Source organism: Pseudomonas cerasi (assembly GCF_027983475.1).
Lineage (GTDB): Bacteria > Pseudomonadota > Gammaproteobacteria > Pseudomonadales > Pseudomonadaceae > Aquipseudomonas > Aquipseudomonas cerasi.
The window spans coordinates 285,701-298,904 of record NZ_JAQJVM010000003.1; the positions used below are offsets into that span (position 1 = coordinate 285,701).

At 55.4% G+C, this 13,204-nt stretch carries 13 protein-coding genes and 1 pseudogene; 8 read left to right on the forward strand and 6 right to left on the reverse strand.

Translation table 11 applies throughout. From position 1 onward, the window contains the following. Positions 1 to 24: 24 nt before the first annotated feature. Both PI739_RS17490 and PI739_RS17495 read right to left on the reverse strand, forming a co-directional pair. Positions 25 to 1,299: an NAD(P)/FAD-dependent oxidoreductase gene (locus PI739_RS17490; RefSeq protein ID WP_054082354.1), complete on the reverse strand. Its 1,275-nt coding sequence runs from the start codon at positions 1,297 to 1,299 to the stop codon at positions 25 to 27. 66 nt (positions 1,300 to 1,365) lie between these two features. Next, on the reverse strand, positions 1,366 to 2,034 hold the full coding sequence (locus PI739_RS17495) for a haloacid dehalogenase type II (RefSeq protein ID WP_003367579.1): 669 nt from the start codon (positions 2,032 to 2,034) through the stop codon (positions 1,366 to 1,368). 534 nt (positions 2,035 to 2,568) lie between these two features. Here PI739_RS17495 and PI739_RS17500 point away from each other — a divergent pair. From PI739_RS17500 to PI739_RS17520, 5 genes are all read left to right on the forward strand, one after another. Then, on the forward strand, positions 2,569 to 3,426 hold the full coding sequence (locus tag PI739_RS17500; protein ID WP_054082335.1) for a GNAT family N-acetyltransferase: 858 nt from the start codon (positions 2,569 to 2,571) through the stop codon (positions 3,424 to 3,426). Between the two features lie 160 nt (positions 3,427 to 3,586). Next, positions 3,587 to 4,300 (forward strand): cupin domain-containing protein, encoded by a 714-nt coding sequence (locus PI739_RS17505; RefSeq protein WP_054082336.1) that lies wholly within the window; start codon positions 3,587 to 3,589, stop codon positions 4,298 to 4,300. Positions 4,301 to 4,749: 449 nt separating this feature from the next. After that, the gene (locus PI739_RS17510; protein ID WP_044295756.1) at positions 4,750 to 5,199 is read left to right on the forward strand and encodes a hypothetical protein; all 450 of its coding nucleotides are present in this window, start codon (positions 4,750 to 4,752) and stop codon (positions 5,197 to 5,199) included. Between the two features lie 129 nt (positions 5,200 to 5,328). Continuing rightward, the gene (locus tag PI739_RS17515; protein ID WP_271352176.1) at positions 5,329 to 6,036 is read left to right on the forward strand and encodes a hypothetical protein; all 708 of its coding nucleotides are present in this window, start codon (positions 5,329 to 5,331) and stop codon (positions 6,034 to 6,036) included. Between the two features lie 138 nt (positions 6,037 to 6,174). Beyond that, positions 6,175 to 6,747 carry a hypothetical protein gene (locus tag PI739_RS17520; protein ID WP_054078464.1) on the forward strand — a complete coding sequence of 191 codons (573 nt, stop codon included), beginning with the start codon at positions 6,175 to 6,177 and terminating at the stop codon, positions 6,745 to 6,747. A gap of 15 nt (positions 6,748 to 6,762) precedes the next feature. On the opposite strand, the gene PI739_RS17525 is transcribed toward PI739_RS17520, so the two are convergent. Beyond that, positions 6,763 to 7,266 carry a GNAT family N-acetyltransferase gene (locus PI739_RS17525; protein ID WP_058416105.1) on the reverse strand — a complete coding sequence of 168 codons (504 nt, stop codon included), beginning with the start codon at positions 7,264 to 7,266 and terminating at the stop codon, positions 6,763 to 6,765. A 540-nt stretch (positions 7,267 to 7,806) separates the two neighbouring features. Here PI739_RS17525 and PI739_RS17530 point away from each other — a divergent pair. The 3 genes and pseudogenes from PI739_RS17530 to PI739_RS17540 all read left to right on the forward strand — a co-directional run. Next, on the forward strand, positions 7,807 to 9,111 hold the full coding sequence (locus tag PI739_RS17530; RefSeq protein WP_271352068.1) for a DUF6402 family protein: 1,305 nt from the start codon (positions 7,807 to 7,809) through the stop codon (positions 9,109 to 9,111). After that, positions 9,087 to 9,539 carry a hypothetical protein gene (locus PI739_RS17535; RefSeq protein ID WP_058416107.1) on the forward strand — a complete coding sequence of 151 codons (453 nt, stop codon included), beginning with the start codon at positions 9,087 to 9,089 and terminating at the stop codon, positions 9,537 to 9,539. Before PI739_RS17530 ends, PI739_RS17535 begins: the two co-directional genes overlap by 25 nt. 15 nt (positions 9,540 to 9,554) lie before the next feature. Then, a pseudogene (locus PI739_RS17540) lies at positions 9,555 to 9,779 on the forward strand (T6SS amidase immunity protein Tai4 family protein); the annotation flags it as partial. A gap of 153 nt (positions 9,780 to 9,932) precedes the next feature. Here PI739_RS17540 and PI739_RS17545 read toward each other — a convergent pair. From PI739_RS17545 to PI739_RS17555, 3 genes are all read right to left on the reverse strand, one after another. Continuing rightward, positions 9,933 to 11,477: a phosphoenolpyruvate carboxykinase gene (locus tag PI739_RS17545; RefSeq protein ID WP_003367573.1), complete on the reverse strand. Its 1,545-nt coding sequence runs from the start codon at positions 11,475 to 11,477 to the stop codon at positions 9,933 to 9,935. A gap of 179 nt (positions 11,478 to 11,656) precedes the next feature. Next, positions 11,657 to 12,559: an Hsp33 family molecular chaperone HslO gene (gene hslO / locus PI739_RS17550; RefSeq protein WP_003367572.1), complete on the reverse strand. Its 903-nt coding sequence runs from the start codon at positions 12,557 to 12,559 to the stop codon at positions 11,657 to 11,659. 177 nt (positions 12,560 to 12,736) lie between these two features. Next, positions 12,737 to 13,144 (reverse strand): RNA-binding S4 domain-containing protein, encoded by a 408-nt coding sequence (locus tag PI739_RS17555; RefSeq protein ID WP_044310511.1) that lies wholly within the window; start codon positions 13,142 to 13,144, stop codon positions 12,737 to 12,739. Between the last annotated feature and the right edge of the window lie 60 nt (positions 13,145 to 13,204).

Genomic DNA, 13,204 nt, shown 5'->3' on the forward strand with positions numbered 1-13,204 from the left:
ACACGACGACGGTTAAACAAACACTCAGTGGCGGCTGTCCTGGTAGCGGTAATACGCGCCTACCAGCGGCAGAAACCATGGCTTGCCGAAGTGGCCGGGAATGGCTGGCCAGCTCAGGTCCTTCCACGGATTGGCCTGTGCCTTGCCTTCCATGACTTCGGCCATCATCCGCCCCATGTGCACTGACATCTGTACACCGTGGCCGCTGTAACCCATCGAGTAGAAGACCCCGTTGTGTTCGCCTGCACGCGGCAGGCGGTCCGAGGTCATGTCCACCAGTCCGCCCCAGCAGTAGTCGATCTTGACGTGTGCCAGTTGCGGAAACATCTGCACCATGGCCGCCTGCAGCACCTTGCCGCTCTTGGCGTCGGAGCTGCTGTTGGACATGGCGAAGCGCGCCCGCCCGCCGAACAGCAGGCGGTTGTCCGGCGTGAGGCGGAAATAGTTGCCGATCAAACGGCTGGTCACGTAAGCGCGCTGGTGGGGGAACAGTTGGTCGATCAGCGCTTGCGGCAACACTTCAGTGACGATGACGAAACTGCCGACCGGCACGATGCGCCGCCGATACCAGCCCAGTCCGCCATGCTGGCAGGCACCGGTCGCCAGCAGTAGCTGGCCGGCCTGGATCGAGCCCTTCGAGGTGTTGACCACAAAGCCACCACGGTTGGCCTTCCAGTCCTTTACCGTTGCGTTCTGATAGACCCTTGCGCCATGACGCACCGCCGCGTCGGCGAGACCCAGACCGAAACGTCCGACATGCATCTGTATGCCGTTGCGCTGCAGCAGGCCGCCGTGAAACTCGTTCGAATCGATTTCGGCGCGCACGTCCTGGGCGGACAGCAGCTCGACATCAGCATCGACTTCACGGCGGATCAGCTCGCAGGTGCGCGCCAGTCCCTCGTAATGCCCTGGCTTGGCCGCCAGCTTGAGCTTGCCGTTACGCTTGATGTCGCAGGTGATGTTTTCCTGCTCGATCACGGTCACGACGCTCTGCACCGCACTTTCGTAAGCCTTGTAATACTCGCGTGCCTGATCGGCGCCCAGGGTTGCGCTCAGCGACGCATAGTCCTGGGCCACGCCGGTATTGCACTGTCCGCCATTGCGGCCCGACGCTTCGCCGATCACCCGGCCTGCTTCCAGAACCACCACGCTGGCACCTTTCAAGGCCAATGCACGCGCCGCCGCAAGGCCGGTGAAACCGCCACCGACCACTACCACGTCAGCCTGCCCCTCCACTGCGCCGTCCTGCGCGCCGGTAAAGCCTGGAGCCGTATCGAGCCAGTAAGACTCACTGCGCATCTCGTTCCCCTTGTCACTCATCGAAGAGCACCTTGAAAAATGCCGGTGTCAGGCGCCGGGCCTGGCTTACAAGCCGACCAGCCCGGCCAGTCCGCCGATATCGGGAATCTGGTGGTATTCGAAGCTGCTGTTGGCTGGCTGCTCATGACCACGCGCCACGAATGCCTTGTTCCTGATCTTCATGTCATGCGCCGAGAACAGGTCGTAACGGAAGCTTGAGGACACATGCAAGATGTCTTCCGGGCCGCAACCCAGGTTGTCGAGCATGAACTCGAAAGCAGCCAGACGCGGTTTGTAGGCCTTGGCCTGTTCAGCGGTGAACACCTTGTGGAACGGCGCGCCGAGCTTTTCGACGTTGGACATGATCTGGCTGTCGCTGGCGTTGGAGAAAATCACCAGCGGGATCTTGTCGGCGATTTTCGACAGGCCGGCGGGCACATCGGCGTGCGGGCCCCAGGTCGGCACGGCGTCGTAATACAGTTGGCCTTCTTCGCGGTATTCAACGTTCCAGCGCTTGCAGGTGCGAGCCAGTGCGACCTTGAGGATTTCGTCGTACGGCATCCAGTCACCCATGACCTGATCCAGACGATACGCCGAAAAATCCTTGACGAACTGATCCATCTGTTCGGCCGCAACGCGGTCGGCAAACAGCTCGCGCGTCATGGTGCCCATGTGGAAATTGGTCAAGGTGCCGTAGCAGTCGAACGTAATGAATTTTGGTCGAAGAAAGCTCATTGTGTGCGGTCCTGAAAGTTCGTTGAGGTCATGGCATGACGAGCAATCCGGCCTGATGTTCAGGGGCGGTGATGCACGCTGCAGCACAACCTCATTACAACACCGTGAAATCAGCAGATGGCGTTAAAAGTGATGGCTGCTTGATAGAAACCACCGTTTTGAGGTGCGCGCTCAGCAGACTTTGCGGGGCGCTCCAGCCTTGGGCAGAGCCCGGTTTTCGGCGCTTTTATGACCCTTTTCAGGGCGCTCGGGCTCAAACCCGCGGGTTTGCGCCGCAGAAACTGCGCCGCGACAGCGCTTGGCGGGCGACAAACTCCGAGCCCTATATAAAAGGCTTGAACACGGGGTGAAAACCCTAAGCATTTGCTGCCGGAGGCCGCGCCGATTTAAGCAGTAACTGTGGTCTGGCGAACGGCACTTCGTGGAATCTGCCGAATGCGTGCAGCCCTCTTGTCACCGTCCGCAGCAGGTGGGATACAACATGCCTGACGCATCCTTTTATTGCCTGTGCATCCTTCTGGACGGAGACACGTCATGCTCGCTCAGCAACGCCTCGATTTTGAATTTCGCCCCATGACCGCAGCCGACGTCGGCAACGCGCACGAGTTATCCATCGCCTTGAAGTGGCCGCATCGGCTTGAGGACTGGGCCATGCTGCAACGTGTCGCCCAAGGCTTTGTCGCGGTACACAACGGGCGGTTGATCGGCAGTGCCTTTGCCTGCCATCAGGGCGAGTTTTCCACCATTGGTCTGGTGATCGTCAGCGACGACTATCAGGGCAAGGGCATTGGTCGCAAGTTGATGGAGCTGGCCGTCGGCTGCGTCGCGCCCCGCACGGCGGTCCTCAACGCCACACTGGCGGGTGCGCCGCTCTACGCGAAGATGGGGTTTGTCAGTTTTGGCGAGATCCAGCAGCGTCAGGGGCAGGCCCAACCGACCGGCACCACCGAATTGAAGGCACAGGAACGTTGCAGGGGGCTGAGCGAGGCTGACCACCCTCGCGTGCTGGAACTGGCCAACGCCGGTTCGGGCATGGACCGCTCGGTGACGCTGGGCGATGTGCTGAACAACCTTGAGCACGCCGTCGGCATCGAGCACGACGGCCAGTTACAGGCCTTTGCTCTGCTGCGCCCGTTCGGCCGCGGCCTGTGCCTCGGCCCTGTCGTCGCCCAGAGCGTCGACCAGGCCAAACACATGATCGGAGAACTGCTGGCCCGCGTGCCTTATGTCTTCGTACGTATCGACATCCCGACCGACAGCGGCCTGGCCGACTGGCTGGAGGACGCCGGCCTCAAGCGCGTCGATAGCGTGACCTGCATGAGCATGGGCGCAGTCCCGCAAGCCAGTCAGGGTGTGCGCCAGTTTGCGCTGATTACCCAGGCGATCGGCTGATCGCCTGGAAGAACATCATCGTGCCAATGCTCTGCGTTGGCATGCAGTTCTGGACGCTTTGCGTCCGGTCTTGAGCATGTGACGCAGAGCGTCACGAAAGGCATTACCACGCAGAGCGTGGGAACGATCAGCCACTCTTCAACTTCAGGAGCCCGACTCAATGCCCCACCCCACAGTCCTGCTATTGGCCCGCGCTGACCTCAGCCCTGTAGATACCGAATTCACCACCGGCCCCATTGATGCGCATGACCCGTTCGACAGTGGCCGCCGCACGGCATTTGTCGATGAACAGGGTATTGCGGCTGGCATCGTTGAATTGGGTACGGCGCTCTCGATAGAGGCCTACCCCTACACCGAAATGCTGGTGATGCATCGCGGCAGCGTCACGCTGACCTCTGGCACCGGCAGCATCACCATCAGCACCGGCGAAAGTGCCGTGATCGGGCGCGGCACTCAAGTACGTATCGAAGCGCAACCGGACAGCCTCTGGGCGTTCTGCGCATCCACTCAGGCCAGCGGCCCCGACAAACCCGGTGTCACCGCCCTGGACCGCCTCGCCATGCTCACACCGTCCTCACCGCCAGACCCGGCGATCATGATCAGCGCGCTGCCGCAGTGCCGCAGCAACAACCTCTTCGAAGACAGCGCCAGCACCCTGCGCATCGGCGTCTGGGACTCCACACCCTACGAGCGCATCTCGCGGCCGCACAAGATCCATGAACTGATGAACCTGATCGAAGGCAGCGTAGTGTTGAGCCTGGAAAACGGCCCGAGCCTGAGTGTGAATACCGGCGATACCGTATTCGTCGCCCAGGGCGCGCCCTGCAAATGGACCAGCACGGGGTATGTGCGCAAGTTTTATGCGGTGACGTGAAGAAAGTTATTGCGCCCTTCAGCCTTGCAGGGCGCAATATACTTACATGTTTAGCTCTCGCCAGCGCAGTTAATCCAATGCAGCGCTAAAAGACAAGAATTAAAAATTTCTTTCGCCAATGCACGAAGAATCAGAAGTTTCCTACTTGCCTTCCGTGTCGCTTGTGTTAAAAAACAATAACTAATTTCAGTAAGTTAAAACTTGCTCCTGACGGGCCCATCAAGGCAGTCATGCGCTTTATGCATCGCTTAACCTTTATCTATCATGTTGACTGGAGCTACTTTATCCGACCGACGCATTCACTGTGCGCACGACTTACTAACCCTCCGCGACACGCTATAAGCTGAACGATCCGTATGGGCACGAACGACCGCTACCCCGTTTCGTCTCGCGTTTACCTTATTCAAAATCAATATGAAATTACTCATTTAACTCAAGGGTTATTCCCGATGAAAACCAACAAGACCTTATTGGCTTCCCTTGCTTTTGCAACACTGTGCACCAGCGTTACGGCGCAAGCGGGACCCCCGGTCACTGTGACGTTCAAGAATCTTGGAACGGAGGTGGCGGAGTATAAGCCGGTCACTCGCAACGAAATGTCGACTCGGCTTAATGCCAGAACGGCTATTGCTCCGAAAGTCCAAATTGGAGATTCAAATGTTTACTCGGTGCAAAGCACTCTCTCGCCGGATACCAGCTACGCCAGTGTTCGCTACGTCATGGGGTCCAAGGTTTGCGTATTCTCGACCACCTTCATAAAGCTTCCCGGTGCAGGCGGGGCCAAGGTGCCGAAATGGAACCGGACTGCAAATTCTGAAGGCGGCGCTGTCTGCGCGGCGACGTCTCGCGCCACCAATCTGTCCACCTACGCGTGGGCTGCTGAATTCACCATGAAATAAGCCCCCGGAGCGTGCGTGTCGCATTTTGATACGCACGCTTTTCAGCGGAAAACTAAAGCGGTGTCTGGCTGGGCCGATATAAAGAGTGAATATAAAGCCATGGATTGGCCTCTGCCGCGAGGACGCAGCATGATTGATACAACATCCCTCACACACCTCACCCATAAAACTGCACTAACGACTGTCGAGAAAAGCACCTTCGCCACGACTTTAAACTCCAGCCTGAAAGAACTTGATTCTGCATCTGCTATTGACGGTGCCACTTTCTCGACATTGTCCCGTCAATTAAGTAGTAGTGCCGCACGAGCTCAGGCTCGCGACAGCAGTCTTGACTTCAAAAGCCTGAGGTCTCTGGCAAACAGTATGAGTGACAAAATTGCAGGCAACAGCTATCACGCCAATAGGAAACTGCACGACGCAGAGATTCCGGATACGGACGACCCTGCGAGGCTCGAAAGAGCGAGGCAGGCGACTTCGTTCAAGAATGGATCAGGCACCAACCCGTTCGCAGGCTTATCTCAGGATCAATTGAGGTTGGTTATGTATGACGAAAGTGGCGACTTCACCATTAATGAGAGAAGCGCGGCTTCGTCCGAAAACCATGTTCAACAGGAAAACTGGAACAGGGCGATGTGTAAACGCTATACCGACGAATACAACGAAACCGGCAAAAGTACTCAAACGCTGGTCATGCTTCTCGCCCATTACGATCAGCTGCCACCCATAGAAAAAGCCCAATACCCCGCCCATTACGCCGCCAACATTACATCTGGGGACAGCTCGGCGATGGACATTTTCAACACGCTGAAAAGCCAGTCAGATATTCAGGAGGCTTGATTGCAAGACATGAAGAATCGCCGTAACGCTTCCGAGAACTTGAGTGTCGACGAGGAAGACACAATTGCGCGTGCTCAGCGCCGCAAGTCAAGGAGTGCTCCGACGTTCCAGCACTATCTATTGATGGTGCTTTTACTGATGGGGCTGTGCGCTTACGGCCTGTTTCATTACCGGCATTTGCCGAAAACAATCGATGCCGCGCCTGCGCTATCTTCTGCTTTCGTCGATGCCGACGCTTCAGCCGTTGCTCCGCTACCACTACACGAGACGCCGGGCCGCCCCCAAACACTGTCTGAGTGCATGGGACCGGATAATCTCATCGACGAAACAGTCGCTACCTGTCGATTTGGCAAAGGCCAAGAGACAGTTCGAAATTCAACCGCACAGGGCATGGTGTCTGCGAGCTATATGAGCCACTACAAGGCACAACAGCAAAGGCCGCAGCCAAGGCTCGCAGCGGCGCAATTCGTTGAGTCGGCCGTTGTGTGGCAGTGGGACAGGAAGCGCACCTATCACGCTGAATGGATCGTTACAGATGCTCAAATCGACGGCACCAGCGTGTGCCACAACTGGCGTAGAGGCTCAATCGAATACCGGGAGTGTCGCAAGGGTGCCAAGGTGTATTTCAAGGAGCAGTGCAAGCGTCTCGCTGAATCCGCCACTCGCCAACGCTATTGCAGTGCGGCGAGCGGGTTTAATCCGTTGGGCTGAGCTGCGGCCACAGCTTTACTCAGGGTTCAGACCCAGCACGTAGAACTTGCTGTCCACCGCAATTAGCGGAAAGCTCGCAGGCAGATCCTCCTTTGCGATCTCCTGGAAACCGTGCTTCTCATAAAATCTATGTGCGGCGAGAAATTTGTCGGTTGTACCCAGAAACACTTCGGTCACGCCTTTGCGAGTCGACTCTTCGATCAAACGGTCCAGCAGCTTGGCTGCAATCGAGAACTCTTTGCCGCGAAACGGCGCGGCGACGAACATCTTGCGCAGCGCTGCCTGCCCTGAGCCGATGTCCTTGAGCGCGATGCTGCCGACGACGTGATCACCTTGCACCGCGACCCAGAAATCGCCGGTGCCGGTCTGGTAAAACTCTGGAATCGCCTTCAGATCAGGCTGATCCTCGGCGGTGATGGGGATACCGAATTCTTCACGCTGGATGGGCAGGATCAATGCCGACACACCTTGCTCATCGTTCGGCACAAAACGACGTACCTGAATTCCGGTCGCTGTCACAAGCCACCTCCTTGTCATCGTCACAAATGGAAATCAGTATTCCAGACAAGCAAACGCCCCGACAAGTCGAGGCGTCTTCATGAGCATTTCCGGGGGCGCATTTGGGAACGTACTCGAAGATGTTTAATTACAACATGGCTTCGGCGACCTCGCGGTTACGACGGTTGCCGTTGAATCAGGCGATCAGTCTTGCCCCTCCACCACTCGGGGTGGACAACTCCCGACCGCTGCGATTGAGCTGATCACTGGCCTAATGCGCTGTGGCCGAAGCAATAGCCATATGGGCAGAATTTTCGACGCATGAACGGCACAGGCTGGGCCATCCATCACGCGGTCAAACGTCGCGGACGTGCGAGCTCACAATGTTAATCGAGTCACATGGAGAGAGAGAATTGATACTCCGGTGTGCAGCGAAATTGACGGTTTGGGTACACAGGCTAAACAATGCAGACCTGCATTACTTTGCTCCGGCAGTCCTGCCGCTGCGCAAGAGGTGCTGAGCGGATTTGGGATTTGATTGTTTTACCAAGGAAAGGGTTTATGGCTGAAGTAAAGAAAATACCTTATTACACGATGAAACGGTCTATTTTTCGTGGCAAAGTATGGAAAAAAAATGATGGCCTAGAAGGTGCTATCCCCATCAATACTTCACAAAAAATCTCCTATGATCGTTGCGCGCCTGGTCAAGTAGTCTTAAAGCCCACAGAGCGCAGTAAAAAGCAACTCATAGCGCAAAAAACAGAAGCGGAAGGTAAGAGATCGCTTACTGAAGTTAAAAGTAATAAACCATCCTCCGGGGAAACCAAACCCTCAAAGCCCTATACGTTAGAGAGCGATGCGGAAGATAAGGAAAAGCTTCCAAAGTTCGATCTTCAGGATGTTCCTTTGGCTATGGACAAAATAGGTTGGCCGACAGCTGCCAAAATCGCCAGACGGTGGTTCGCTAACCCTAAGCATATCTACAATGACCAACCCAATTCAGTTCAACCCATTGATGACACAACAGTGACATTAAAATGGGCTTTGAAGTATGGAAGCGTAGCAGAAAAATTTAATGAATTGGTTGAAGAAAAAATTTACTCTGAAAAAGCAATTGCAGGTGCTAAACAAAAAATCCTCAAGCATGTAAAAAATAAATTCGATGATTCTAGTTCGGCAGCAAATCTTTCCTTTGATACGTCTCCTTGGATAAGGGATATCAGGCAGTTTCATATTGACTGGCAAATTCAATTTCAGGCAATATCAACACGAAACACTCTTGACGGCCTGAGTTTAACTGATCTCACTGCCACGCTCGGAAATTTTAATATCTATGCTGCTATTGGCATGGTTGAAGTTGCTGTGGAAAAATTCTACAGATATGACGATAAAGGCAGAACCAAAACTTTTTGCGCTGAAGCTACGGCGACCATCACTAGTGTGTATACCTACCTGAAAGATAACTATTCCTTTAACGACAAAAATGATGGCAATAGTCAATATCTGGGGCACTGGAACAAAAATGACATGATTCTTTCCTACTCTGCTGTTGTCAGTGATCTTGTTGACGGTAAGAAAATTCATACTAATATGGGTAGTGCCCCTATAGCTGAAACTAAAGTCAATTGGGACTATTTGCCTGGCGGGCAGATTGACAAGCCAGTAGATAAGAGAACAGGTGTTGTCAGAAAATTTATGGAGAAAGATGTTTACTGGCCTGTGTACAATAGCTCTTATAGTGAGTGGAGAGAAAAGCATGGTCGAGGTGGCGATTTTATGATTTACAGCAGACCTGAAATACATAAACTAAAAAAGCCTATTATCATAAAGCTGGATACATTATGCAAACCCCCAGAACCCATGTAAGAAAAATGTACCTCAGGTCTTTTTTCTTCTTTATTTTCATGCTGACTGCTTTGGTTATTTACTCCGCTGCATTCAACGTGCTAGACAGCACTGACTGCCAAAGCTACAACCACACCAAAGAATTAAACGGCGGCACAAAAAACTTTGACAATAAGACGTTTGTGATAAGCATTTGCGGAGTCGGAGTAAACAATAGCCTTTTTAATGGCGATGGCATGGAGAGGGTCCGGTTGACTATTTTCGACGATCAAGGCGAGCTATTAGCCAGAAGGTACTATAGGGTCTTTTGGGACGGCCAGCCCGGACATGAGCCGCTTAAGGTTTCTGAAAACAGTATCACCTATCAAGACGACAAGGAGCAGAAAGACCACGCAATCACTATGCCTCCTACACGCTTGGAATGGATTCGCGCAAGGCTTCCCCTATAATTTTGGTCTTCATACGAATGGGCTTATTACGGATTTTAGAAAAGCCCTGATGCAGTGGAAGCGCTCATTGATAAGTATTTAGCCAGAGACTATACAAGCCCTCTGGCTGGGTCTGAGGTAAAGGGCGTAAAGTTTGATTTATTAAAGTGCCTTGATCTTTACCACAGTAAAAAATTCAATGCTCTGGTAAAGAATATTGTAATAAAACCGGGCCACACACATAGGCAAGATAATAAATGACAGATGCCAACGCTGACATTTCCACGCAGGTTGTGCGGACGCTATTCAATCGTCGGTTCGCAATCTGAAAGGGCCTACATCAAGTACTCAATTCCAGGACCAAAAAAAACCGCCTGATGAAGGCGGTTTTTTAAAGAGGCTAATTAAAGCTTCTTACAACTTCGGACCCGCAGCCTTGATGGCGTCGCTCACGTCGAACTTCTTGAAGTTCTCCACGAACAGGCCAGCCAGTGCTTTTGCTGCTTCGTCGTAGGCGGCTTTGTCAGCCCAGGTGTTACGTGGGTTGAGCAGGCCGGTATCGACGCCGGGTACCGACTTCGGTACGTCGAGGTTGATGGTGTCGAGGTGCTCGGTTTCGGCACCGATCAGTGCGCCGCTCTGGATCGCTGCGATCACGCCACGGGTGGTCGGGATGTTGAAGCGCTTGCCGACGCCGTAGCCGCCGCCGGTCCAGCCGGTGTTGACCAGGTAGACCTTGGATTTGAAGCCACGGATGCGCTTGATCAGCAGTTCTGCGTATTCGCCAGCCGGACGCGGGAAGAACGGTGCGCCGAAGCAGGTGGAGAAGGTGGACTTGATGCCCGAACCCGAACCCATTTCAGTCGAGCCGACCAGTGCGGTGTAACCCGACAGGAAGTGGTAGGCGGCCTGTTCTTCGCTGAGGATCGACACAGGCGGCAGTACGCCGGTCAGGTCGCAGGTCAGGAAGATAACGGCGTTCGGCTCGCCACCGAGGTTTTTCGGTGCGCGTTTTTCGATCAGTTCGCGCGGGTAGGCCGCACGGCTGTTCTGGGTCAGGCTGCTGTCGGCGTAATCGGCTTTTTTGGTAACCGGGTCGAGTACGACGTTTTCCAGTACCGCGCCGTGCTGGATGGCTTTCCAGATGACCGGCTCGTTCTTCTCGGACAGGTCGATGCACTTGGCATAGCAACCGCCTTCGATGTTGAACACCACGCCTTCGCCCCAGCCGTGTTCGTCGTCACCGATCAGGTAACGGCTTTCGTCGGCGGACAGGGTGGTTTTGCCGGTGCCGGACAGGCCGAAGAACAGGGTTACATCGCCCTCTTCGCCCATGTTGGCTGCGCAGTGCATCGGCAGAACGTCGGAAGCCGGGAGCAGGAAGTTCTGCACCGAGAACATGGCTTTCTTCATTTCGCCGGCATAACGCATGCCTGCGATCAGCACCTTGCGGGCTGCGAAGTTGATGATCACGGTGCCGTCGGAGTTGGTGCCGTCACGCTCAGGGTCGCAAACGAACCATGGCGCGTTCTGGATTTCCCACTCGTCCTTGCCAGCCGGGTTGTACTGTTCAGGGTTGATGAACAGGCAACGGCCGAACAGATTGTGCCACGCAGTCTCGGTGGTCATCTTGACGGGCAGGTAGTGCGCAGGATCGGAGCCTACATGAACATGGGAAACGAAGCGCTCGCGCTCGGCGAGGTACGCACCGACACGGTTCCACAGGGCGTCGAATTTCTCGGCCGGGAACTTGCGGTTGATCGGGCCCCAGGCGATGGCGTCCTGAGTGCTCGGCTCTTCAACGATGAAACGATCGACCGGCGAACGGCCAGTACGATGGCCTGTCTCCACAACCAGTGCGCCAGTATCGGAAAGTACGCCTTCTTTGCGGGCAAGGGCTTCCTTGACCAGTTCGTCGGTGCTCAGATCGGTGTACACAGCGTTGTTGGTTTGCGTCATGAGGTTCCCCGTCGGCCTGTGGCCGAGTGCTCCAAACGGTTTTGTAGTAAAAAAACAACCACTACTACAGCGTAAAAGTGGGCCGGATTATGCCAGAAATGCCCGGAAATGGTAGGACCCTCCTGTCAGAACAGCATTACAGGGGCCCACACCGTATTCTGAGGCCCTTTACGCGATGATTAATGGCGCGTGTCAGATGGCGAATCGACACCGCCACCAGCAAACAGCTGCGCGACGTCAGTGGCATCGAACAGATAGCGTTCGTTGCAGAACTGGCAGTCGATCTCGATCGTGCCGTTGTGCTCGATAACCAATTGCTGCGCGTCCTCCAGCCCGAGACTGACCAGCGCATTGGCAGATCGTTCGCGAGAGCAACTGCAACGGAAGCAGATCGGTTGAATATCGAACAGGCGAACCGGGTCTTCGTGAAACAGGCGATGCAGGATGGTCTGGTTATCCAGACTCAGCATTTCTTCGGCCGTGAGGGTGTTGGCCAGGGTGATGACATGCTCCCAGTTGGCATCACGCTCTTCAGCGTCGGTGATCTGCGCGGCGGGCAATTGTTGCAGCAGCAAGCCACGCGCACGGTGACTGTCAGCCTTGAGCCAGAAACGCGAACCCAACTGCTCGGACATCACGAAATAGTTGGAGAGGCTTTCCGACAAGTCGACCCCGTCCAGCGCCACGATGCCCTGATAACGCTGGCCCTGGCGCGGGTCGACGGTCAGCGCCAGCGATCCGTCAGGCATCATGTCCTGAAGACCCGCGCCGGGGTTGATCAGCGATTCGTCGTAGCGAGCGATGCCACGCAACTCACGCTCGCTGGAGCACTCGACCATCAGCAATGGCACTGCGCCGCTGGAGCGAGCCTGCAGGATCAACAGGCCGTCGAATTTGAGGGTGCCGACGAGCAGCGCAGCCGCCGCCATCAGTTCGCCGAGCAACTGCGCGACCGGCTCCGGATAGGGATGCTTGGCGAGCACTTCGGCGTAACTGCGCTCCAGAGCGACCAGTTCTCCGCGAACGTCGCTTTCGTCGAAGATGAAGCGCTGGGTGAAATCGATGTCCGGGAAATCATGCATAGGTAGGAAAGGTATCTGAAGTAATGACAATGGATGGCACGCGGCTGAGCAAACGCCGTCCGGCACTCGAAAGCGCCGTGGGCCATGCGGATTGACCGGCATTTTAGGAGCTATCCGGTGCGCTTCCAAGCTGGATGGCACTTCGGACTGATAGCCGGAGCTGCCCGGTGCAGTGTTTCAGTCGTTGCTCTGGCTGGCGCGGAAACCGAAAAGCTCCCGGCGTTGCTTCTTGGTCGGCTTTCCGTCGGTGGTTACACCCAGGTTGCCGGCCTTGCGCTGAGCCGCCGCGTTCTCGCGTCTGGCGATGCTCTCGGGCGTCTCGTGATACAGCGTTTGAGCCTCCGGCGCGCCACGCCGAACGATGGATAATGCCTCGACCACCACCGTGCGGTCGTCGAAGCCCATGCGAATCTGAAACTCGTCACCGATACGCGGCTCCTTGCCGGGCTTGCAACGTTCGCCGCGACAGTGCACCTTGCCGCTTTCGATAGCCGCTTTGGCCAGCGCACGTGTTTTGAAAAAGCGCGCGGCCCAGAGCCATTTATCCAGGCGGACCTTATCGTCTTCTTCTGGCTTTTGCGCCATTTGAATTCCTCATCAATGTGACAGTCTGAACTTTACCAGGCCAGATAAACAAAGCGACGG